Origin of the sequence: Paraburkholderia sp. BR14374, assembly GCF_040948685.1 — a bacterium.
Classification (GTDB): Bacteria; Pseudomonadota; Gammaproteobacteria; order Burkholderiales; family Burkholderiaceae; genus Paraburkholderia; species Paraburkholderia youngii.
The window spans coordinates 140213-162646 of record NZ_JBFPKF010000003.1 but is presented as its reverse complement, the minus strand read 5'-3'; the positions used below and the strand labels follow the sequence as shown (position 1 = coordinate 162646).

The following is a 22434-nucleotide window of genomic DNA, read 5'->3' as shown; positions in this document are numbered from 1 at the left end:
CGCAAAGCGATGGCGCCAAGCCAGCCGTTCAACGAGGTGACGCTTCGCTGCGCGCATACCCGGTAAAAGGATGATCTTCGCGGCCCCGGCCGTCGCTGATCTGCACGACCTGATCGCCGAATGCGGCAACGTCGTCGGGATCGTGCGTGATCAGCACCATCGGAATATCGAGCCGCGTTTGCAAGTCCGATAGCTCGCGCCGCATGCGCTGGCGCAACTGGCTATCCAGCGCGGAAAACGGCTCGTCGAGCAGCAGCAGGCGCGGCTGCGAAACCAGCGCGCGCGCGAGCGCGACCCGCTGCTTCTGACCGCCCGACAGTTGCGCCGGATGATTGCCCGCCACGCCCCTCAATTCGAGCGCGTCGAGCCAGTAATCGACCTCCGTGTGCGCGCCGCGCGCACGCGGATTGAGCCAGCCCCGGTGCAGCCCGAAGCCGATGTTCTGCCGCACGTTCAGATGCGGAAACAGCGCGTAGTCCTGAAACAGATACGCGATCTTGCGCGCCCGCGGCTTCTCATCGATGCCGACCGCGCTATCGAACAAGGTGGTGCCGTGCAGTGTGATGGTCCCTTCATCGGGACGCAGCAAGCCGGCGATCGCCTGCAAGGTCAGGCTCTTACCCGCGCCCGAAGGTCCGAACAGCACGAGCCGCTGCGTGTTCGCGCTGAACGCGATGTCGAGCTTGAAGCGCCGTTCGGCGGTCTCGAAAGTCTTGCGGATGGCGACGTTGAGCGGCATGTCAGCGGGCTCTCAGAAGCGTGTGCTGCGGCACGAGGCGTCCCGCGAGCAGCAGGATCGTCACGCACGCGACCGAGGTCACGAGCACGAGGAAGTTGGCGGTGCTGTCGTCGCCGGCCTGCACCGCCGAATAGACCGCGACCGACAGTGTCTGCGTGCGGCCCGGCAGATTGCCTGCGACCATCAGCGTCGCGCCGAATTCGCCGAGCGCGCGCGCGAACGCGAGCAGGCCGCCGGCGAGGATGCCGCGCGCCGCAAGCGGCAGCGTCACGCGGAAAAACACCGCGCCCTCGCTGATCCCGAGCGTGCGCGCCGCGTGCTCCAACTGCGGATCAACGCCTTCAAAGGCGGCGCGCGCCGACTTCAGCACGAGCGGAAACGCGACCACCGTCGACGCGATCACCGCGCCCTGCCACGTGAAGACGAGCTGGATGTCGAAGCGGTCGAGCCACGCGCCGATCACGCCGCGTCGGCCGAGCAGCACGAGCAGGTAGTAGCCGAGCACGGTGGGCGGCAGCACCAGCGGCAGCATCAGCAGCGAATCGATCACGTCGCGTGCGCCGGAGCGCCAGCGCGACAGACCGAGCGCCACCGCGACGCCGAGCACGAGATTGAGCGCGGTGGCCCAGCCCGCGACCTTCAGGGACAGCAGCAGCGGCACCCAGGCCTGTTCCATGAGCGCGTGCTCTCCCGTGAATCAATGCGCCGGCCTGAAGCCGTATTTCGCGAGCACCGCCTGGCCGGCCGGCGACAGCACGAAGTCGATAAATGCCTGGGCGTCGGCCGCGTGATGGCTGCCTTCGACCCGCGCAATCGGATAGGTGATCGGCGTCTGCGTCGGCAGGCTCATCGCGACTTTGACCTTGTCGGGCATGATCGCGGCGTCGGTGCCGAACACGAAACCGGCGTCGACTTCGCCGCGCGCGACGTAATCGAGGCTCTGACGCACGTTCGACGCAAGCACCGCCTTCGCGCTGACCGCGTCCCACACGCCCGCGGCCTGCAGCGCGCGCTGCGTGTAGCGGCCAACCGGCACCGAGGCCGGATCGCCGAATGCGACGCGCTTGACGTTCGCGGTTGTCAGCGCGGTGAGGTTGGCGGGCGCGAGATGACTGTCGGCCGGTACGATCAGCACCAGCGAGTTGGCGGCGAAGTCGCGCCGCGTCGCCGGCACGATCACCTTTTCGGCGGCGGCCTTGTCCATTGCCTTTTGATCGGCGGACGCGAAAACGTCGACGGGCGCGCCTTTGACGATCTGTTGCATCAGCACGTCGGACGCGCCGAAGTTCAGCAGAACCTTGGTGCCTGGATGCTGCTGCTCGAACGCGTCGCCGACCGCCTTGAACGCATTGGTCAGGCTGGCGGCGGCCGAAACCACCAGTTCATCGGCGTGCGCATTCACGCTGACCATGACGGAGGCGGCGGCTGCGACGCACAGCGCGTATTGCTTCAGATGGCGAGAGAGGGTCATGGAGGACCTGACGTCAGACTAGAACGGGAAGCAGTGGCTTAAAAACTCTATCGTAATATATGCGCGGTTATAGCGGTGGGCGAAACGACCGGTTCGGCGTTGCGCTTCACGCATGGCGCGAGCGCAAGCGAAGCGTTACGAAACTGTAAAAGGAAGCTCGAAAACGCGCTGGAAGGGCCGGCGCAGCGTTCAGATGGCCGACCTGCGCATGGGCTCGAGCGTATTGCGCGTTTGCGACAGCGGCGCGGCCGACGGTCGAATGATGCGGGTGGACCGCCATGTTGCGCGGATGAACGGCCGGTCGTGGCCGGACACCTTCAACGCAATATGCGTGACCCAGCGCTGCGTGGGCACGTGCACGCCGTGCATCAAGAGTGCGAGCACCATCATGCTGACAGCGACCGGCAGCGCCGATAGCCGGTCCGCTTCCGCATTCCACGCGATCCGCACGAACACGAGCGCGGCAAACGCGCCGACGAGGCAGCCAGTCACCGCTTCGGACGGCGAATGCGCGCTCAGCACGACGCGCGACAAACCCACCGCCAGGCCGGCGGCAAGCCCCGCAAGCACGCCGAGCAGCCGGATGACGCGGCGCGCGGGCAATAGCATCAAAAATAGCGCGACCGGATAGACGGCCGTGGACAGCATGGAGTGACCGCTGACGCCGGTGAAATCGAACTCGCGCACGCCGACGCCCCAGCCCAGGAAGGCGAGCTTGGTCACGGTCACGACACCGATCGCCGTACCCAGCAGCGCGAGCCAGCAGGCCGCGAGCCGCCATGAGTAGCCGACCGCCAACCACAGCGCTATAGCGAACGCGAGCGGCAGCGTCAAGCCGGCGCCGCCGAGGCTGGTGATCGAATACCACAGGTGGATCGGTAAATCGGGCATGGGCGAAGCGCGACGGGGTCGCGTGAAATCGGGTTGGTGGAAATCGGCGCGCAGCCGGCATGAAACGCCGATGCGGCCCGGATCGACACGTCGGGAGATCAACCGCCAGTATAGTCGGGTGTCGCGTGAACGGTCTCGCGGCGCGGAGCGCTTTTGCACGCCGAAGTGTGGGCTGCCGAACAGCTATCGACGTAGTTTGACGACAGGCCGCCGGCAAGGTTCGCGGCGGCTGAAATCGGCGAGAAAAGCGGCCCCGGTGTTCAGCAATGCAGGAGGAATGATGTTATTGTGCATTGCACAACTCCATTCCTCCCGCAGTATCTGCGGTCCGCATTTGTCCCTTTTGCGAGGTTATCGCCGATGGCAAAAAGCCTGTCGAAAATCTGGCTCCGCGGTTTCAAGCGCCTGCTCGCGATCCAGACCGAACACGCGCAAAAAACCGCCAAGCGAGCACAGGCGCGACCGGCTCGCGCCGCCACCGCCAAACCGTCGAGCAAGGCTCATCCACTGAAGCCGACTGCCGCGCTGCGCGCGCCCGCGAAACGCGAAGCGCCGCGCGAGTCGCGCGTGCGTCCACGCGCGGCCGCATGGGCGAGCGGGGCGTGGACGCGCTCGTTCCATTCCGCGCCGGCCGCACCGGGCCGGCTGGTCAATCATCTGCAGTACGGGCTCTATATACCGTCCGGGCACGCGCACGAGGCGATGCCGCTCGTCGTGATGCTGCACGGCTGCACGCAGTCGATCGACGAGTTTGCCGAAGGCACGCGCATGAACCTGCTCGCCGACCGCTACGGCTTCGCGGTCGTCTACCCCGAGCAATCGAAGCACGCGCACTCGCACCGCTGCTGGCATTGGTACGACGCCGGCGACAACGCGGGCGGCGCGGAAGCGCGTGCGGTCGTATCGCTGGTGGATGCGCTGGTCGAGCAGCACGGCTTTGACCGCGAGCGTGTGTACGTGGCGGGAATTTCGGCAGGCGCGGGGCTGACGGCGCTGTTGGCCGTCAAGTATCCGCAGCATTTCGCCGCTGTCGCGCTGCACTCCGGCCCCGCTTTCGGCGAGGCCCGCTCCGGCGTTACCGCGATGGACGTGATGCGGCGGGGCGCGCGTCGCGAGCCGGTCGAGCTCGTTGACGAAACGACCAACGTCGCGCAGTACCCGGGCATGCCGGCCCTGATCATCCACGGTGACGCCGACCATGTGGTCACGCCGGTCAACGCGGATCAGTTGGCGACGCAGTTCGTGCGACTGAACCGCCTCATCGACGCAAACGGCGCGCGCAAAGCGGGCGAGACGCGCGAAGATCGCAAAAATGGCGTCGTGGTACGCGATTATCTGCGCGGCGGGCGGCGTGTGGTACGGGTATGTCGCGTGCAAGGGCTCGGCCACGCATGGGCCGGCGGCGACGATGCGCTGCCGTTTCATTCGTCCAAGGGTCCGGACGCGAGCGCCATGCTGTGGGAGTTTTTCCGGCATCAGCGTCGCACGGACGCGGGCCGCATCGCGGAAGGATTGGCGGCATCGTCGGCCGGCCGGTGACGCCCGAGCAACACCTCGAAAATGAATAGTGGCATGAACTCAGGGTTTTCCCTATAATAAGGGTTACCCCTTAGGCGTAAACGCCTAGCTATCATTGCCGAGGTGAACCATGTATCTGCTCAGCCGCCTGTTCCTGTTTTTGACCAAGTCGCCTGACCAGCTCGCAAAAGAGCGCGCTGACGCTTATCTGGCTGAAGCGACCGATCTCTACGACCTCGAATTCCGTATGCGCAAGCTCGATCAGGAATCGAACGTGCGCGCGCCGTCGTGGATGAGTCAGCACTACGGCTAAGCAGCCGGATTCAGCTGCCACAACGCGTAGTTCAATAGCGCTGCATACGCGATCCACACGAAGTACGGCGCGAGCAGAACGCCGGCGAGGCGATCGCGCCGCCAGAACACATATGCCAGCATCACGATCAGCAGCAGCAAGATCAAGATGTCGATCAGCGCCATTTCCGGCCGATGCAGGCCGAAAAACAGCCACATCCACGCAGCGTTGAATAGAAGCTGCACAACCCAGAGTACGATCGCCGCACTAGGGCCGTCGCGCTTCCACACGCGCCACGCGGAAAACGCCATCAGCACGTAGAGCACGATCCACACCGGCGGGAAAACCCAGTTCGGCAGATTGAACGCGGGCTTTTGCAGGCTCGTGTACCACGCGTCCGGCAGCGACAGACTCGCGGCCCAGCCGGCCGCCAGCGTCAGAATCAGAAACACTAGCAGCGACGGCAGACGGCGCATCTCCATCCCTCCCGACCTTCTTATTCAATGATGTGAGCGGGCACTTACTTTCCGTACCTGGCCAGTGTGCGCTCGCGGGCCTGGGCGTGATCGACAATCGGCTCGGGATAATTCCCGCCTAGCACCACGCCGAACTCCGCGAGCCGCTCCGCGCCCGCCAGCCACGGCGCGTGAATCCATTTTGCCGGCAACCTGGCGAGCTGGGGTAGATATCGTTTGATAAAGCGTCCGTCGGGGTCGAATTTTTCGGATTGCGTGACTGGATTGAAAATGCGGAAGTAAGGCTGCGCGTCGCAGCCGGTCGAGGCGGCCCACTGCCAGCCGCCGTTGTTGGCCGAGAAATCGAAGTCGTTCAGCAGATCGGCGAAGTAGCGCTCACCGAGTCGCCAGTCAATGCCGAGATCCTTCGCGAGGAAGCTCGCCGTGACCATGCGCAGGCGGTTGTGCATATAGCCGGTCCGGTTCAACTGCAGCATCGCGGCATCGACGAGCGGATAGCCGGTGCGGCCCTCGCACCAGGCGGCGAGCGCTGCGTCGGCCGAGGGGCCTTTTTCCCAGCGCAAATGCTCGTATTCCGGTTTGAACGGCGCGCCTTTCGCGATGCGCGGATGGTGCGCGAGGACCATGAAGTAGAAGTCCCGCCAGATCAGTTCCGACAACCACGTTGCCGCGCCTTTGCCGTCGGGTTGCAGCGACATCTCATACGCGAGTCGCGCGAGCGTGCGGATCGATACCGTGCCGAAGCGCAAATGCACCGACAGATAGCTCGGCCCCTTCGTGGCGGGGAAATCGCGCCGCTCCGCGTAGCTATCGATGCGCGTCAGGAAATCATCGAGCAACTGTTGCGCGCCGTTCATTCCGGCGGGCAATTGCAAGTCCGTCAGGTTGCTCGGCGCGAAGCCTAGTTGATCGGGTGTGGGCAACCGAAGGTCGAGCTTGCGCGGCAGCGCCGCCAGATGCTTCGCATACGTCTCAACCGGGTAGGGCTTCAGGTCGAACGCGCTCAATTGCTTGAGCCACGCGTTCCTGTACGGCGTGAAGACCGTGAACGGCTTGCCCTGGCCGTTCAGCAGCTCGTCGCGCTCGAAAATCGTCTGGTCCTTGAACGTTCGCCACTGCCGGCCCGCATCCTTAAGACGCTCGCCGACTGTCGCGTCGCGTTCGATCGCAACCGGCTCATAGTCGTGATTCGCGAACACCGCATCGACGCGCAACTCCGCCGCGAGTTTCGGCACCAGCCCGGCCGGATCGCCGTATAGCACGACGAGGCCGCCGCCGAGCGCGCGCAACGCGCCGTCGAGTTCAGCCAGTGACGCGAGAATGAAGTCGATGCGGCGATCCCGCACCGGCTCGCCGGGGTGGCGCGTCTGCCAGGCATCGACGATCGGCTGCAGGATCGTCGTGTCGAACACGAATACGCACCAGACGCGCTCGCAATGCTTGAGCGCGTAGTACAGCGCGGCATGATCGGTGCTGCGCAGATCGCGGCGGAACCAGACGAGGCCGGCGTCGAAACTGTCGTGCAGGCGGCGGGCGTGTGTCATCGGGAAGGACAGTCGGGATGAAGGTAGTTGACGACCGGCATCGCACATAGCGTGCCGCACGCGCCAAGATGATCAGCGCCCGTCCCTGTTGTGCAGAGTGCGGGCGCTGTTCGCGACGGCGCCGGGCAATGCGCCGTCAGCGGTTCTGCCTGGGCATTGCTGATCGGCGCGACGGCCGACCTGACCTCAAGCGACGTGCAGACGAACCGCCACGTTGTTACGCGTGGCGTTCGAGTACGGGCAGACCTGGTGTGCTGCGTCCACCAGTTCCTTCGCTGCTTGCGCAGCGAGGCCCGGCAGCGAGATACGCAGATCGATGTCGAGCGCGAAGCCGCCCTTGTCGTTCGGGCCGATGCCGACGTCGGCGGAAACCTGTGTGTCGGCCGGCAGGGCCTGCTTGCGCTGGCCGGCGACGAACTTCATGGCGCTCAGGAAACAGGCCGAGTAGCCGGCCGCAAACAGCTGTTCGGGATTCGTGCCTGCCGCGCCATTGCCACCGAGCTCACGCGGCGCGGCGAGCTTCACGTCCAATGCATTGTCCGACGATACGGCGCGGCCGTCGCGGCCACCGGTGCTCGTTGCGCTTGCCTTGTAGAGGATATTCATGGTGCAGCTCCTGGTCTTGGGTGTCGGGGTTGGCATGTTTGCCGCTGGCTGCCGGTTCGCCGGTCTAGCGAAGTGCTAGCAAAGCGGCATGTGAGTAAGATAGTACACAAATCATTTGCGTGCAAATGAATTTTGCGACGAAGCCGGAACTAGTCCGTTTCAGTTATCGCCCTACTGGGCGATGAAGTCGTTGAGCGTCGTGCGCAGGCGTGTGAGGTCGTCGCGCAGACGCAGCAGGAAGTCCGGCGACTGCTGCGTCGCGCAGAGGATCTCGCCGGGCACGTCGCGCGCCTGACGCTTGAGTGCCTTGCCCGCGCCCGTCAAGCGAATGTAGACGAGGCGCTCATCGTCAGTGCCGCGCGCGCGCTCGACGAGTCCCTGCGCTTCGAGGCGCTTGAGCAGCGGCGTGACCGTCGCCGGATCGAGATTCAGACGCGTGGCCATGTCCTTGACGGTTACGTCGTCGGTTTCCCACAGCACGAGCATGGCCAGATACTGTGGATACGTGAGTCCGAGCCTTTCGAGCAGCGGCTTGTATGCTTTCGTCATCGCGAGCGAGGTCGAGTAGAGCGCGAAGCACAGTTGCTCGTCGAGCGTGAAGGGGAGAGCAGGGCGCTGGTTCATGATCCACCTCGGCAAAAAAGGAGCGTGCAAATCGATTGCACGCAAATTATTGTGCCGCAAATCGATTCGGGATGCCGGGCGTCGGGCAGATGTTTCGACAGAGAGGTCGGGAAGATGCGTGCGGAACACGCAACGCGCGGGCGCCAGAACGGCACCCGCGCGGGAACGAAGGATCAGGCCGCCGGCGTGGTCGGCAGATCCGGCGTTTGCGGCGTCTGCACGCCGAAGCAGCCGCGATAGGTCGCGTAGAACGAGCAGTACAGCATGGTCGTGACGATCATCGTCGCGGGCATCAGGATCGCGAACGCGAAGTCCGCCGCGCCGAGCGCCTGCATCAGCGCGGACAGCCCGATCGACACGACCGTTGCGACTGCGAACCACAGCGCCGCGAACACGATGAAAGCGCCGCGATTGCGCCAGCAACTGACGACGCTGAAGAACATCGCCTTGACGGGCGGCACGTCGTGCCAGGCGGCGAGGATCGGCGAGAACCAGAACAGCATCGCGACCGGCACATAGAACGCGAGCGCGGTGACCACCGCGAGCGGGATATTGCTGTTGGCGATTGCGTTTTCATCCATCGACGCGTTGCCAAGCATCACCTTCAGCAGCATGCCGCCGTCGGCGAGCGCCGAGCCGGCCAACACGAGCGCCATCGCGATCACGTAAAGCGCGCCGAGCACGAGCAACCGCCGCGCAACCACCGAGCCATACGAATGAAAGCCGTCGACGAGAATGGTCGGAAACACCGGTTTGCCCGCGATCGTGTTGCGGCAAGCGGCCATGAAGCCGACCGCGACACCCGGAATGAACAACAGCGGCAACACGCCGCCGACCAACGGAATCTGCGACACGAGCGTCATCACCAGCAAATAGGTGAAGAACAGCGTCAGGAAGGCGAGCGGATTCTTGCGGAACAGCCAGATGCCCTGGCGGAACCACACGTAGCCGGTTTTCGCGGGGACTTCGATCAGTTGCATGGGGTATGGATGCCTGGATTCGCGACGCCCAGCAGGCGCTCGCGCAGAATGCGTTCGAAATGACCGGGGTCGTGCGGCTTCAGCAGTTCCGCCGCGCGCGGCAAATGAAAATCATACAGGCGCGAGACCCAGAAACGGAATGCACCCGCACGCAGCATGTCGCCCCAGTGACGGTTTTCCTCGACGGTGAACGGCCGCACCGTCTGATACGCGCGCAATAGCGCCTCGGTGCGTTCGGAGTCGAGCTTGCCGGTCGCGAGGTCGACGCACCAGTCGTTGACCGTGACCGCGACGTCGAATAGCCACTTGTCGCAGCCGGCGAAATAGAAATCGAAGAAACCGCCGAGACGCACTTCGTGGCCGGTCTCGGGCGCCGCGTGCGCGAACATCGCGTTGTCGCGGAACAGGTCGGCGTGGCACGGACCCGAGGGCATTGCCGCGTAATCGGCGGAGGCGAAGAACGCCTCCTGATGCGCAAGCTCGGACGCCAGCAGATCGCGCTGCTCGCCTTCGAGATACGGCAGGATCGTCGGCACGGTTTCGCGCCACCACGGCAGGCTGCGCAGGTTCGGCTGATAACGCGGATAGTCGCGGCCCGCCAGGTGCATGCGCGCGAGCATGTGGCCAACCTCGGCGCAGTGCTCGACGCCGGGCGCGAGTTCGGGCGCGCCTTCGAGCTTCGTCACGATGGTCGCGGGTTTGCCGAGCAGCATGCCGAACAGCGCGCCGTCGAGGCGCGGCACCGGATCCGGTACCGGCACGCGATGCGCGGCAAGATGACGCATCAGGTCCAGATAGAACGGCAGTTGTTCAGCTGTCAGCTTCTCGAAAATGGTCAGCACGTATTCGCCGCGCGTCGTCGTCAGAAAGAAGTTGCTGTTTTCAATGCCGGACGAAATGCCGCGAAACTCGACGACATCGCCGAGATCGTAGTGACTCATCCATTCTGCGAGTTGGGATTCGTTGACAGCGGTGAAGACGGCCATGCGGAAACGTCGGATCAGGTTGTTGGGGCTGGCGCGGTGCGGCCAGTGCGACGTGAGACAAGCGAATGGGGTGCAGCGGGCGACGAGTGCGGACCGGCGAAGTGTACGCGTCGCCGCATTCAGCGCAAGTTCATCGCGCAGCGGCCGCGATCGGGTGGAACCGGGGCACGACCGCGCCGCGGCCGCCGTTGCCGGCGTGCCGCTTTCGTAACGATCAATAGTGGAGATTCACCGACGGCAGGCGCGTGCTGGGCTTGCCGCTGTCGTGGACGGTGGGCGACGTGTCGGGCGACGCGCTCATCTGGTAGCGGGTACCGAAATTCGATTGCACGTTGATTTCGACCGGCTTGCCCTTGTCGCGGAATTCAGTGATTTCGGTGCCGTTCGGGCTGACTTCGTGAAAGCTCGGCGTGCGCGGAACGTTGTTGATGTCGACCTTCGAGCTGACCTCTGCGGCTGGACGATTGATCTTGGCGAGATCCGGCAGACCGGCCCGTTCGTTGGCGGACTGGGGCACGCCGGCGGGCGGCGGTTCGTCGACGGGCTGGGCAGCCATCGCGGCGTTGCCGAAGGCGAGAGCCAGCGCAACAGCGATGGGAAGGAGCGGCTTCATGGTGATTCTCCAATTGGGTGCCCGGATTCTAGCAAATCCGGCCTGGCGTACGGGCGCTAAGCCTTATTTTGCGCCGCTTTCGCACAACACGCGCGCGTTCTCGCCAGCGCTGTTGCAAGCGTCGCCGCCGACATTTGGCAACAGCGGGTTCCGTGGTAATGTCGTCTCATCAAAAAGGGTGAACGATGATGATGAACAACGATATCAATCAGCGCACGGTGCAGACTCCCGCCAGCAGCTTCCCGACCGAGGGCTTCGACGACGCGGCCGAAGCCGTCACCCGCCTCGCCGCGATCTACGAGGCGAACACGTCATTCCTGCGCGATGCGTTCGCGCGCTATCGCCGCAACGAGCAGTTCGACCATCGCGTGCGCGCCTGCTATCCGTTCGTGCGCGTGCGTACCGAGGTCAACACGCACATCGATTCGCGCCGCTCGTACGGGTTCGTCGCGGGGCCGGGCGTGTTCGAGACGACCGTCACGCGGCCCGATCTGTTTGGCAACTACTATCGCGAGCAACTGCGGCTGCTGGCGAAGAACCATCACGTGCAGATCGAGGTCGGCGTGTCGGACCAGCCGATTCCGATTCATTTCGCATTCGCCGAGGGCATCCACCTCGAAGGCGATCTGGACCGCGAGCGCCTGTTCCTGATGCGCGACATCTTCGATACGCCGGACCTCGCGCTGCTCGACGACCGCATCGTCAACGGCACGTACGAGCCGCTGCCTGGCGAGCCGCATCCGCTCGCATTGTTCACGGCGGCGCGCGTCGATTTTTCGCTGCATCGGCTGAAGCACTACACAGCGACCTCGCCGACGCATGTGCAGAACTACGTGTTGTACACGAACTATCAGTTCTATATCGACGAATTCGTAAAGCTCGGCCGCGCCATGATGGCCCGTACCGACGACGCGGAGTTGCGCGCCTATCGCAGCGAATACACGTCGTTCGTCGAGCCCGGCGACGTCATCACCTACAACGAGAATCTCGGCGAGCAGGCGCAGGAGGGCACACCGCCGCCGCGTTTGCCGCAGATGCCCGCGTATCACCTGAAACGCGCGGACGGCAGTGGCATCACGATGGTCAACATCGGGGTCGGGCCGTCGAATGCGAAGACCATCACCGATCACATCGCGGTGCTGCGCCCGCATGCGTGGATCATGCTCGGCCACTGCGCGGGGCTGCGCAACACCCAGCGTCTCGGCGACTACGTGCTCGCGCACGGGTATGTGCGCGAAGATCATGTGCTCGATGCCGATCTGCCGCTGTGGGTGCCGATCCCGGCGCTCGCCGAAGTGCAGGTCGCGCTCGAGCGCGCGGTCGCGCAAGTCACGCAGCTCGATGGCGCCGAACTGAAGCGCGTGATGCGCACCGGTACCGTGGCAAGCGTCGACAATCGCAACTGGGAGCTGCGCGATCATCGCGAGCCGGTCCAGCGGCTGTCGCAGAGCCGCGCGATCGCGCTCGATATGGAAAGCGCGACGATCGCGGCGAACGGCTTTCGCTTCCGCGTGCCTTACGGCACGCTGCTGTGCGTGTCGGACAAGCCGCTGCACGGCGAGTTGAAGTTACCGGGCATGGCCGATCAGTTCTATCGCGCGCAGGTCGATCAGCATCTGCAGATCGGCGTGAAGGCGATGGAACTGCTGCGCATGAACGGGCTGCATCGGTTGCATAGCCGCAAGCTGCGGAGTTTCGCGGAAGTCGCGTTTCAGTGACTCGGGCCGAGGTGCTGATAACAGCCGAGAGGAGGGTAGTCTTCCTTATCAATCGGTTTCGTCAGGTGTCGAGGTGCTCGCCGCCACCGAAGGCTCGGCGGCAACGCGCCCGCCATGTGCGCGACCTGATGTGTGCGCAGTGCATCGTGCTACGCGTAATGCGAGGCGCGCAGCGTCATGCGATCACAGGTAGAACATCCGGTCTTCGTCCGACTTGACCGGATGCGCTTCCGCTTCCTCGCGGTCTTCGTAGAATTTGAGCACCGCTTCGAGCACCTGGTCCGGATTGTCGATCACCTGCATCAGATCGATATCGGTCGGATTGATCAAACCCATCGGGATCAGCGAGCTTTTGAACCACGCGAGCAGACCTTCCCAGAACTCGGCGCCGACCAAGATGATCGGCACATGGCGCGACTTCTTGGTCTGGATCAGCGTGAGCACTTCGGCCAGTTCGTCGAGCGTGCCGAAGCCGCCGGGCATCACGATCACCGCATCAGAGTTCTTCACGAACGTGACCTTGCGCGTGAAGAAATGGCGGAAGCGCAACGAGATGTCCTGCCACTGGTTGCCCGACTGCTCGTGCGGCAACTCGATGTTCAGACCGACCGAGGGAGCCTTGCCCGCATGCGCGCCCTTGTTGGCCGCTTCCATAATGCCGGGGCCGCCGCCGGAGATCACCGCGAAGCCGGCATCCGACAATTTGCGTGCGATCTGCGTGGCGAGTTTGTAGTACGGCGAGTTCGGTTTCAGGCGCGCCGAACCGTAGATGCTGACCGCCGGGCGAATCTCCGACAGGTACTCGGTCGCCTCGATAAACTCTGCCATAATCGTGAACATCTGCCACGATGCGCGGGCTTTTTTGGCCGTTGCGCGCTCTTGATCTGCGAGCGATCGCAGACTCGGAATCACTTTTCTCTTAGTCATAATGCCTGAAGAACGAAGCCTTGAAGGTAAGACCCTGCTGTTGGTCGACGGTTCGAGTTATCTGTACCGGGCCTACCATGCGATGCCTGATCTACGCGGCCCCGAGGGTGGCCCGACGGGTGCGCTCTACGGGATGATCAACATGCTGCGGCGCATGCGCAAGGAAGTCACAGCAGAGTATAGCGCGTGCGTGTTCGACGCCAAGGGCAAAACGTTTCGCGACGACTGGTATCCGGAGTACAAGGCGAACCGTCCATCGATGCCGGAAGATCTTGCCCGTCAGATCGAGCCGATTCACGTCGCGGTGCGCGCGCTCGGCTGGCCGCTCCTGATGATCGATCGCGTCGAAGCGGACGACGTGATCGGCACGCTGTGCACCGAGGCGGAAAAGCTCGGCATGAACGTGGTCGTGTCGACCGGTGATAAAGACCTCGCGCAGCTCGTGTCGAACCGCGTCACGCTCGTCAATACGATGACCAACGAAACGCTCGACCGCGACGGCGTGGTCGCGAAGTTCGGTGTGCCGCCGGAGCGCATCATCGACTATCTGTCGCTGATCGGCGATACCGTCGACAACGTGCCGGGCGTCGAGAAATGCGGTCCGAAAACCGCGGTCAAATGGCTGACGCAGTATGAGTCGCTGGATGGCATCGTCGAGCATGCGAGCGAGATCAAGGGCGCGGTCGGCGATAATCTGCGCCGCGCGTTGGACTTCTTGCCGATGGCGCGCAAGCTCGTCACAGTCGAGCGTCATTGCGATCTGACCGGGCACATCGTGTCGATCGAAGAAAGCTTGCCGAGCCTTCCCGAGTCGCGCGAAGAGTTGCGAGATTTGTTCACGCGCCACGGCTTCAAGACGTGGCTGCGCGAAGTCGAGATTGCCGACGCGGTCGAAGGTCCGGAAACCGACGTGCCGCCCGCGTTGTCCGTCGATCACGAGCGCCACTACGAGACCGTGCAAACATGGGAGCAGCTCGACGCGTGGCTGGACAAGATCAATGCGGCCGAGATGACTTCGTTCGATTCCGAAACCACGTCGCTCGACCCGATGATTGCGCGGATCGTCGGCTTGTCGCTGTCGGTCGAAGCGGGCCGCGCCGCGTATGTGCCGCTCGCGCATCGCGGCCCCGACGCGCCGGTGCAGCTGCCGCTCGACGAAGTGCTCGCGAAGCTCAAGCCGTGGCTCGAAAGCGCGGACCACAAGAAGGTCGGCCAGCATCTGAAGTACGACGAACAGGTGCTCGCGAATTACGGCATCGAAATGCGCGGCGTCGAGCATGACACGCTGCTCGAATCGTACGTGCTCGAATCGCATCGCACGCACGACATGGACAGCCTCGCGCTGCGTCATCTCGGCGTGAAGACGATCAAGTATGAAGAGGTTGCGGGCAAGGGCGCGCAGCAGATCGGCTTCGACGAAGTCGCGCTCGACAAAGCCGCCGAATATGCGGCCGAAGACGCAGACATCACGCTGCGTTTGCATCAGGCCTTGTATCCGCAAATCGCCGCGGAGAAGTCGCTCGATCACGTGTATCGCGAGATCGAAGTACCGACTTCGCGCGTGCTGCGCAAGATGGAGCGCACCGGCGTGCTGATCGACGCGGAGAAGCTGCGTCAGCAGAGCAGCGAGATCGCCACGCGTCTGATCGAGCTCGAAGGCAAGGCATACGAACTGGCCGGCGGTGAATTCAACCTCGGCTCGCCGAAGCAGATCGGGCAGATTTTCTTCGAGAAGCTCGAACTGCCGGTCATCAAGAAGACGCCGAGCGGCTCGCCGTCCACCGACGAAGAAGTGCTGCAGAAGCTCGCCGAAGACTACCCGCTGCCGAAGATCCTGCTCGAACATCGCGGCTTGTCGAAGCTGAAGTCGACCTATACCGACAAGCTGCCGCGCATGGTCAATCCGCAAACCGGCCGGGTGCATACGAACTACGCGCAGGCCGTCGCGGTGACGGGGCGGCTCGCGTCGAACGATCCGAACCTCCAGAACATTCCGGTGCGTACCGGCGAAGGCCGGCGCATCCGCGAAGCGTTCATCGCGCCGCCGGGTCACAAGCTCGTATCCGCCGATTACTCGCAAATCGAATTGCGCATCATGGCGCACATCTCCGGCGACGAATCGCTGATGCGCGCGTTCTCGCAGGGCGAAGACATTCACCGCGCCACGGCATCGGAAATCTTCAACGTGACGCCGCTCGAAGTGTCGAGCGATCAGCGGCGCGTCGCGAAGGTCATCAACTTTGGTCTCATCTACGGCATGAGCGCGTTCGGCCTCGCGTCGAATCTCGGCATCACGCGCGATGCGGCGAAGATGTATATCGACCGCTATTTCGCGCGCTATCCCGGTGTCGCTCGCTATATGGACGAGACGCGCTTGAGCGCGAAGGCGAAGGGCTACGTCGAAACGGTGTTCGGCCGCCGTCTGTGGCTGCCCGAGATCAACGGCGGCAACGGTCCGCGCCGCCAGGCCGCGGAGCGGGCCGCGATCAACGCGCCGATGCAGGGCACCGCTGCCGACCTGATCAAGATGTCGATGATCGCCGTGCAGAACTGGATCGAAGACTCGAAGATCGGCACGCGCATGATCATGCAGGTGCACGACGAACTGATTCTCGAAGTGCCCGACGCCGAGTTGTCCGAAGTCCGCAAGCGTCTGCCAGAACTAATGTGCGGCGTCGCCGCGCTGAAGGTGCCGCTGGTCGCCGAAGTCGGCGCGGGGCTGAACTGGGAGGAGGCGCATTGACATGCCCGTGACACCCGCACGATAACGTCGTGCGCATGTCACACATGAGTATTGGCCACTTGTGACTTCCCAGCCGGGTCGAGGACAATCGATTCACGACGGCGCATTCATGCGCCGCGTCGCGACAGATAATTCATCGGCTACACGGAGAAGTGCAATGCATCGATTTATCGTCGTTGGCGGAGGTGCGGGAGGACTGGAACTGGCAACGCGTCTTGGCGATCGCTATGCGGCCGGCAAGAAAGGGCGCAGCGCGCAGGCCCAGGTCACGCTGGTCGATCGCTTTCCGACGCATATCTGGAAGCCGCTGCTGCACGAGGTGGCAGCGGGCAGCATGGACCCGTTCACCCAGGAGCTCCCGTACGCGGCGCAGGCGCGCTGGCATGGCTTCGAGTTCCAGCAAGGCGATCTGACCGCACTCGACCGCGCGAACCGGCGCATTACGCTCGGCACCGTGCTCGACGACGACGGCGCTGAACTGCTGCCCGAACGCGTGCTCGAGTACGACACGCTGGTCATCGCGATCGGCAGTACCACGGCCTTCTTCGGCGTCAAGGGAGCGGCCGAATTCTCGATTGCACTGGATACGGTTAGCGAGGCGGAGCGTTTCCGCAAACGCCTGATCGCGGCGTGCATGCGCGCCGAACATCACGCGCACGAGCCCGTCGAGTCGCGACCGGGACCCGGCACGTGGACGTCCAGCGAGCCGCGCATTCAGGTGGCGATCGTCGGCGGCGGCGCGACGGGGGTCGAGTTATCGGCGGAATTGCGCAATACCGCCCAGGTGTTGTCCGCGTATGGCTTGCACAAGCTCGATCCGCGGCATGACGTCGGCATCGTGCTGATCGAGGCGGGGCCGCGCATTTTGCCCGCGTTGCAGGAACGCGTTTCCACGGCCACCGCCGAACTGCTGACCAAGCTCGGCGTGAAGCTGATGATCGGCGAGACCGTGGCCGAGGTTGCGCCGGGCTACATCCGCACCGCCAGCGGTCACACGGTGCGAGCCGATCTGACCGTGTGGGCGGCGGGCATCAAGGCGCCGGCGGTGCTCACTCAACTCGACGGCTTGCCGGTCAACCGGCTCGGTCAGCTGATCGTGCGCCGTACGCTGCAAACCGAGATCGACGACAACATCTTCGCGCTCGGCGACTGCGCGGCCTGCGAGTGGCCGGGCAACGAGCGCAACGTACCACCGCGCGCGCAGGCCGCGCATCAGCAGGCGAGCTTTCTGATGAAGGGACTGGCGGCGCGCCTCGAGAACAGGCCGCTACCGGAGTTCACTTATCGCGACTTCGGCTCGCTGGTCTCGCTCGGGCACTTCAGCGCGGTCGGCAATCTGATGGGCGGGGTGATCGGCGGCAATATGCTGATCGAAGGGCTGTTCGCGCGCTTCATGTACATGTCGCTGTACCGGCTGCATATCGCGGCGCTGCACGGCTATCCGCGCATGGTGCTGGACACCTTTGCGCATTGGTTGCGCCGTACCACGCTGCCGCGCGTCAAGCTGCACTGACTGCATCGGCGCGTGCGGACAATCTCCTCAGTTGAATCTGCAACGGGATGCGCGCAAGGCGTATCCTGTTGCCTCTAACAATTCTTCGAGGAGCGCCCCATGCTGAAGCCTGAAGTTGATTGTCTGATTCCGCACGTTCCCTTCGATCGGCGCACCTTCATGAAGGCGGCGCTCGGCACTGGTTTCGCGGCAGCGGTGCTGCCCGTCTCGGCGCAGACCATCCATACCGACAGCGACGGCCTCGAAGCAGGGGAAGTGGCGTTCCATTCGGGCGGTACGCTGATACCGGCCTATCGCGCGCAGCCGAAGGGCAAGACGCATCTGCCGGTGATCCTCGTCGTGCATGAAATCTTCGGCGTCCACGAGCATATCGCCGACGTGTGCCGGCGCTTCGCGAAGCAGGGCTATCTGGCGATCGCGCCGAACCTGTACGAGCGCGAGGGCGACCCGACCGCTTACCCGAGCATGCAGCAACTCAACGAGCAGTTGGTCAGCAAAGTGCCCGACGAGCAGGTGCTGGCCGACCTCGACGCGGCCGCCGCGTGGGCCGGCGAGAACGGCGGCGACCTGAACCGGCTCGCCGTCAACGGCTTCTGCTGGGGCGGGCGCATCTCGTGGCTGTATGCGGAGCACAATCCGCGCGTGAAGGCGGGCGTTGCCTGGTATGGTCGCGTGACCGGCGCGAAGAATGCGATGACGCCGGCCAATCCGCTCGATCTCGTCGCCGACTTGCATGCGCCCGTACTCGGCTTGTATGGGCGCCAGGATCAAAGCATTCCGCAGGACACGCTCGAACAGATGAAGCAGGCGATCGCGCAAGGGCCGCAGGCGGGACGTGGCTCGCAGTTCGTCGTTTATGACGACGCGGGTCACGCGTTTTTCGCAGATTACCGTCCAAGCTACAAGAAGGCCGATGCCGAGGATGGCTGGCGTCGCACGCTCGTGTGGTTCAAGCAACATGGAGTTGCTTGAAATCCTCATGTGTTTGTTTGGCTAGCGATAAATCCGATGAAAAAGGCCGTTGCCGCTTCAAGGCGGCAACGGCCTTTTTGTCTGATTACGACTCGCCGGGGCAAGTGCTCAGGGGTTCGCCCCGGTCGCCACCGGCCGTTTTGGATCGGAACTCCACTCGCTCCACGAGCCCGGGTACAGGGCTGAGCCATGCAGGCCGGCAACCTCCATCGCGAGCGAATTCACGCACGCGGTCACGCCCGAACCGCATTGCAGCACCACGTGCTCCGGCGACGTGTCGCCGAGCAGCGCATGGAATTCCTCGCGCAGCGTGTGCGCCGGCTTGAAGCGGCCGTCGGCGGTCAGGTTGTCCTTGAAGAAGCGGTTCAGCGCGCCCGGAATATGGCCGCCGACGCGGTCGAGCGTCTCGTTTTCGCCGCGATAGCGATCAGGCGCGCGCGCATCAACGACGACTCGCTCCTTCGAGACGAGGTTGCGCTCGACCGCCTGGCTATCGATGGTCACCGCGAGCGGCGCGGCCGCCTTGAAGTCGCCGGTGTTCTGCGCGGGCACGGCCTGAGTCAGCGGTTGGCCGGCCGCTTGCCATGCCTGCAGCCCGCCGTCGAGCAGCGCGACCGCGTCGTGGCCGAGCCAGCGCAACAGCCACCAGACGCGCGCCGCGTACATGCCGCCTTGCGCGTCGTATGCGACGACCTGTTGACCTTGCTTCAGTCCTCGCGACTCGAGCGTTTCGACGAGCCGCGCGCGATCGGGCAGCGGATGCCGGCCATTCGAGCCGTTCTTGGGCCCGGACAGATCGCGATCGAGATGCAGATAGTGCGCGCCCGGCAGATGGCCGGCCAGCCAGGCTTTCTCCCCCGCGTCGGTATCGGCGAGGTCGAACCGGCAGTCGATCACGAACACGCTGCCCGGCGCGGCCGTGAGCAGCTCGGCAAGATTGGTCGCTGAGATCAGGGTGGTGTAATGAGTGTGGGGCATGAGCGTCTCCTCGATACGGGCGATGGCGGCTGCGGGCCGCGTCGTTCACACGGCTGGCGCAATCGCCGGTCTATGTTGTTAGTCTAAACAAAAAAAGACGGGTCGAAGCCCGTCTTTCCTTGAGTCGATCGATGCGCCACGCGGCGCGGATCAGATCGTGCCGAGTTCGCGTCGCAGAAACTCGTGGAAGTGCTGCATGCCGTCTTCCATCGGGCTCTGATACGGACCGACCTGCGATTCGCCTCGCTCCATCAGCGCGAGACGGCCGGCGTCCATGCGCTCGGCGATCTCGTCGTCTTCGCGGGCCGTCTCCATATAGGCGGCGCGCTCGGCTTCGACGAAGTCGCGCTCGAACAGCGCGATTTCCTCGGGGTAATAAAACTCCACCACGTTGGTGGTCTTCTGCGGACCGCGCGGAATCAGCCACGACACCACCAGCACGTGCGGATACCACTCGATCATGATGCCCGGGTAGTACACCATCCAGATCGCGCCGAACTCGGGCGGATTGCCGTCGCGAAAGCGCAGCACTTGGTCGTGCCACTTGCGATACGTCGGGCTTCCCGGTTGCTCGAGCGCCTTGTGCACGCCGACCGTCTGCACGCTGTACCAGTCGCCGAACTCCCACGTCAGATCATCGCAGTTGACGAAGCTGCCGAGGCCCGGATGGAACGGCGCGACGTGATAGTCCTCCAGATAGACCTCGATGAAGGTCTTCCAGTTGTAGTTGCACTCGTGGACTTCCACGTGATCGAACATAAAGCCCGAGAAGTCGAAGTGGCGCCTGGTGCCGAGGCGTGCGAGATCTTTCGCGACGTTGCGACCTTGCGCCTCGAACAGCAGACCCTGCCAGTTCTGCAGCGGCGTGGCGCCGAGATTCAGGCACGGGTTGTCGGCGAAATGGGGCGCGCCGAGCAGCTCGCCCTTCAGGTCGTACGTCCAGCGATGCAGCGGACAGACGATGTTCTGCGTCTGCCCGCGGCCGTTGAGCATGATGGCTTGCCGGTGGCGGCACACATTCGACAGCAACTCGACTTGCGACTGCTGGTTACGGACGAGTACGCGCCCCTCGCGTTCGCTGGGCAAGGCAAAATAATCCCCCGCTTCGGGCACCATGAGATCGTGGCCGATGTAGCGAGGACCTTTCTTGAAAAGGGTGTCGATTTCGCGCGTAAGAAGCGCTTCGTCAAAGTAAGCCGTGACTGGCAGCTGGCTGTGAACAGACCGCAACTGCAATGCATTGCTCAGATTGGACATTCCCACTCCCGATGAAGACGTGAAAGCAGTGAACAACCCAACCATCGAAGATTCGATTTAGGGAGCCCGCGATTATACCCGTTTCCCTGTGAGAGGGCCACTTAAGTCCCTGATTTGGGTTAAAAATGTCAAGAAAGTTCGGCATTTTTGCCGCAGACCTCGAGCTTTTTTTCTGCGAGACTTCAGGGTCAAAGCGGGGCAAAGGTGGGCGTCGGACAGGCTCGAAACAACGTCGCTAGGCGGGGCGCGGGCCTTCGAGCGGATCGAAAATGTCGCTTTTGCCGTAGAATGTCCGACTTGTTTTAATTTTGCGACTATTCATGGCGAAGACCGCATCGAACGATTCCGCCGCCGCGCCAGCCGAAAGCGGCAATAGCGCGCCGCTGCCGGAGAATTACGAGGCAGCGCAGACGGAGCTGGAAGAGCTCGTCGCACGGATGGAAGGCGGCAGCCTGAGCCTCGAGGAATCGCTGGCCGCGTACCGTCGCGGGGCGGCACTTGTCGCATTCTGTCAACAGCAGCTCGAAAAGGTCGAGCAGCAGGTGCGGGTTCTCGATGGCGAGACCCTCAAGCCTCTGCCCATGAATACCGCAGGCACAGCCGCGACTGAGAGCGGGGACGACCTATGACATTCGAACAATGGACGCGCTCGGTGCTCGAACGCGTCGAAACGGCTCTGGAACACTATCTGCCGGCCGAGACGACCGAACCCGCCAAACTGCACGAGGCGATGCGCTATGCGGTGCTCGGTGGCGGCAAGCGGGTGCGGCCGCTCCTGTGCCACGCGGCCGGCGAGCTGACCGGCGCGCGCGCCGAATGCCTCGATGCGGCGGCGGCGGCCCTGGAAATGATCCACGTCTACTCGCTCGTGCACGACGACATGCCCTGCATGGACGACGACGAACTGCGCCGCGGCAAGCCGACGGTCCACGTCAAGTATGACGAAGCGACCGCGCTTTTGGTCGGCGACGCTTTGCAATCGCAGGCATTCGTCGTGCTCACGTCCGACGTATTGGGCCAGCCGCAGCAGGCCTCGCTCGTGCGCGAACTCGCGCTCGCCAGCGGCTCAATCGGCATGTGCGGCGGCCAGGCCATCGATCTGGCGAGCGTCGGCCACACGCTGACCCGCCCGCAACTCGAGACCATGCATCGCATGAAGACCGGCGCGCTGCTGCGCGCGGCCGTGCGCATGGGCGCACTGGCCGGCGAGACGCCGGACGCGCAGGCTCTGGCTTCGCTCGACGCCTACGCCGCCGCGGTCGGTCTCGCGTTTCAGGTCGTCGACGACATTCTCGACGTCACGACCGACTCTGCAACGCTCGGCAAGACCGCCGGCAAGGACGCGAAGGACGGCAAGCCGACCTACGTGTCGATTATCGGGCTCGACGCGTCGCGCGCGCTCGCGGCGCAACTGCGCAGCGACGCTCACGCCGCGCTTGCACCGTTCGGCGCTCGCGCACAGCGTCTTGCCGAACTGGCCGACCTGGTGGTGAACCGGGTCAGCTGAACGCGAAAGCCCGCCGCCGCGCACCCTCCATCCCCGGGGTGCATGTATGAAGTGCGGGCGCGTAAGTTTTCCTACAATG

General features: G+C 64.0%; 22 protein-coding genes. 8 read left to right on the top strand and 14 right to left on the bottom strand.

Annotated features, from left to right (window positions below):
• Positions 1–28: 28 nt before the first annotated feature.
• From AB3X86_RS07885 to AB3X86_RS07870, 4 genes are all read right to left on the bottom strand, one after another.
• Positions 29–739, bottom strand: coding sequence for a sulfate/molybdate ABC transporter ATP-binding protein (locus AB3X86_RS07885; protein WP_368595530.1), 711 nt, complete (start codon positions 737–739; stop codon positions 29–31).
• 1 nt (position 740) lies between these two features.
• Positions 741–1415, bottom strand: a complete 675-nt coding sequence (modB, locus tag AB3X86_RS07880) for a molybdate ABC transporter permease subunit (protein WP_176123321.1) — start codon at positions 1413–1415, stop codon at positions 741–743.
• A 21-nt stretch (positions 1416–1436) separates the two neighbouring features.
• Positions 1437–2210: a molybdate ABC transporter substrate-binding protein gene (modA, locus tag AB3X86_RS07875; protein WP_368595529.1), complete on the bottom strand. Its 774-nt coding sequence runs from the start codon at positions 2208–2210 to the stop codon at positions 1437–1439.
• A gap of 189 nt (positions 2211–2399) precedes the next feature.
• On the bottom strand, positions 2400–3101 hold the full coding sequence (locus AB3X86_RS07870) for a phosphatase PAP2 family protein (protein WP_368595528.1): 702 nt from the start codon (positions 3099–3101) through the stop codon (positions 2400–2402).
• A gap of 360 nt (positions 3102–3461) precedes the next feature.
• On the opposite strand from AB3X86_RS07870, the gene AB3X86_RS07865 reads away from it, so the two are divergent.
• Positions 3462–4640 carry a PHB depolymerase family esterase gene (locus tag AB3X86_RS07865; RefSeq protein ID WP_368595527.1) on the top strand — a complete coding sequence of 393 codons (1179 nt, stop codon included), beginning with the start codon at positions 3462–3464 and terminating at the stop codon, positions 4638–4640.
• 109 nt (positions 4641–4749) lie between these two features.
• Positions 4750–4932, top strand: coding sequence for a DUF3563 family protein (locus AB3X86_RS07860; protein WP_176107213.1), 183 nt, complete (start codon positions 4750–4752; stop codon positions 4930–4932).
• Here AB3X86_RS07860 and AB3X86_RS07855 read toward each other — a convergent pair.
• From AB3X86_RS07855 to AB3X86_RS07825, 7 genes are all read right to left on the bottom strand, one after another.
• Positions 4929–5393 carry a TspO/MBR family protein gene (locus AB3X86_RS07855; protein ID WP_368595526.1) on the bottom strand — a complete coding sequence of 155 codons (465 nt, stop codon included), beginning with the start codon at positions 5391–5393 and terminating at the stop codon, positions 4929–4931. The genes AB3X86_RS07860 and AB3X86_RS07855 overlap by 4 nt on opposite strands.
• 38 nt (positions 5394–5431) lie before the next feature.
• Complete coding sequence (locus tag AB3X86_RS07850; RefSeq protein WP_368595525.1) at positions 5432–6931, bottom strand: deoxyribodipyrimidine photo-lyase; 1500 nt, start codon at positions 6929–6931, stop codon at positions 5432–5434.
• A gap of 186 nt (positions 6932–7117) precedes the next feature.
• Positions 7118–7537, bottom strand: coding sequence for an organic hydroperoxide resistance protein (locus tag AB3X86_RS07845; RefSeq protein WP_176123315.1), 420 nt, complete (start codon positions 7535–7537; stop codon positions 7118–7120).
• A gap of 171 nt (positions 7538–7708) precedes the next feature.
• The gene (locus AB3X86_RS07840; protein ID WP_368595524.1) at positions 7709–8161 is read right to left on the bottom strand and encodes a MarR family winged helix-turn-helix transcriptional regulator; all 453 of its coding nucleotides are present in this window, start codon (positions 8159–8161) and stop codon (positions 7709–7711) included.
• A gap of 173 nt (positions 8162–8334) precedes the next feature.
• Positions 8335–9141, bottom strand: coding sequence for a BPSS1780 family membrane protein (locus tag AB3X86_RS07835; RefSeq protein WP_176107218.1), 807 nt, complete (start codon positions 9139–9141; stop codon positions 8335–8337).
• On the bottom strand, positions 9132–10127 hold the full coding sequence (locus tag AB3X86_RS07830) for a homoserine kinase (protein ID WP_368595523.1): 996 nt from the start codon (positions 10125–10127) through the stop codon (positions 9132–9134). The genes AB3X86_RS07835 and AB3X86_RS07830 overlap by 10 nt, the downstream gene beginning before the upstream one ends.
• A 214-nt stretch (positions 10128–10341) precedes the next feature.
• A complete protein-coding gene (locus AB3X86_RS07825) occupies positions 10342–10683 on the bottom strand; it encodes a hypothetical protein (protein ID WP_246392159.1) in 342 nt (113 codons plus the stop codon).
• 248 nt (positions 10684–10931) lie between these two features.
• Here AB3X86_RS07825 and AB3X86_RS07820 point away from each other — a divergent pair, with 248 nt between their 5' ends.
• Positions 10932–12458: an AMP nucleosidase gene (locus AB3X86_RS07820; RefSeq protein WP_368595853.1), complete on the top strand. Its 1527-nt coding sequence runs from the start codon at positions 10932–10934 to the stop codon at positions 12456–12458.
• A gap of 183 nt (positions 12459–12641) precedes the next feature.
• On the opposite strand, the gene AB3X86_RS07815 is transcribed toward AB3X86_RS07820, so the two are convergent.
• Positions 12642–13385: a TIGR00730 family Rossman fold protein gene (locus tag AB3X86_RS07815; protein ID WP_176123313.1), complete on the bottom strand. Its 744-nt coding sequence runs from the start codon at positions 13383–13385 to the stop codon at positions 12642–12644.
• Between the two features lies 1 nt (position 13386).
• On the opposite strand from AB3X86_RS07815, the gene polA reads away from it, so the two are divergent.
• The 3 genes from polA (at position 13387) to AB3X86_RS07800 (ending at position 18613) form a co-directional block, all read left to right on the top strand.
• Positions 13387–16128 (top strand): DNA polymerase I, encoded by a 2742-nt coding sequence (gene polA / locus AB3X86_RS07810; protein ID WP_368595522.1) that lies wholly within the window; start codon positions 13387–13389, stop codon positions 16126–16128.
• A 157-nt stretch (positions 16129–16285) separates the two neighbouring features.
• Positions 16286–17641, top strand: coding sequence for an NAD(P)/FAD-dependent oxidoreductase (locus tag AB3X86_RS07805; protein WP_368595521.1), 1356 nt, complete (start codon positions 16286–16288; stop codon positions 17639–17641).
• Positions 17642–17740: 99 nt separating this feature from the next.
• Positions 17741–18613: a dienelactone hydrolase family protein gene (locus AB3X86_RS07800; RefSeq protein ID WP_368595520.1), complete on the top strand. Its 873-nt coding sequence runs from the start codon at positions 17741–17743 to the stop codon at positions 18611–18613.
• Positions 18614–18721: 108 nt separating this feature from the next.
• Here the strand turns inward: AB3X86_RS07800 and AB3X86_RS07795 are convergent, their stop codons facing one another.
• Positions 18722–19591: a sulfurtransferase gene (locus tag AB3X86_RS07795; protein WP_368595519.1), complete on the bottom strand. Its 870-nt coding sequence runs from the start codon at positions 19589–19591 to the stop codon at positions 18722–18724.
• Positions 19592–19741: 150 nt separating this feature from the next.
• Positions 19742–20848, bottom strand: coding sequence for an aromatic ring-hydroxylating dioxygenase subunit alpha (locus AB3X86_RS07790; RefSeq protein WP_368595518.1), 1107 nt, complete (start codon positions 20846–20848; stop codon positions 19742–19744).
• Positions 20849–21168: 320 nt separating this feature from the next.
• On the opposite strand from AB3X86_RS07790, the gene AB3X86_RS07785 reads away from it, so the two are divergent.
• Positions 21169–21477: an exodeoxyribonuclease VII small subunit gene (locus tag AB3X86_RS07785; RefSeq protein ID WP_368595517.1), complete on the top strand. Its 309-nt coding sequence runs from the start codon at positions 21169–21171 to the stop codon at positions 21475–21477.
• Entirely contained in the window at positions 21474–22355 is an 882-nt protein-coding gene (locus AB3X86_RS07780) for a polyprenyl synthetase family protein (RefSeq protein WP_176378916.1), read from the top strand. Before AB3X86_RS07785 ends, AB3X86_RS07780 begins: the two co-directional genes overlap by 4 nt.
• The last annotated feature ends 79 nt before the right edge of the window (positions 22356–22434 follow it).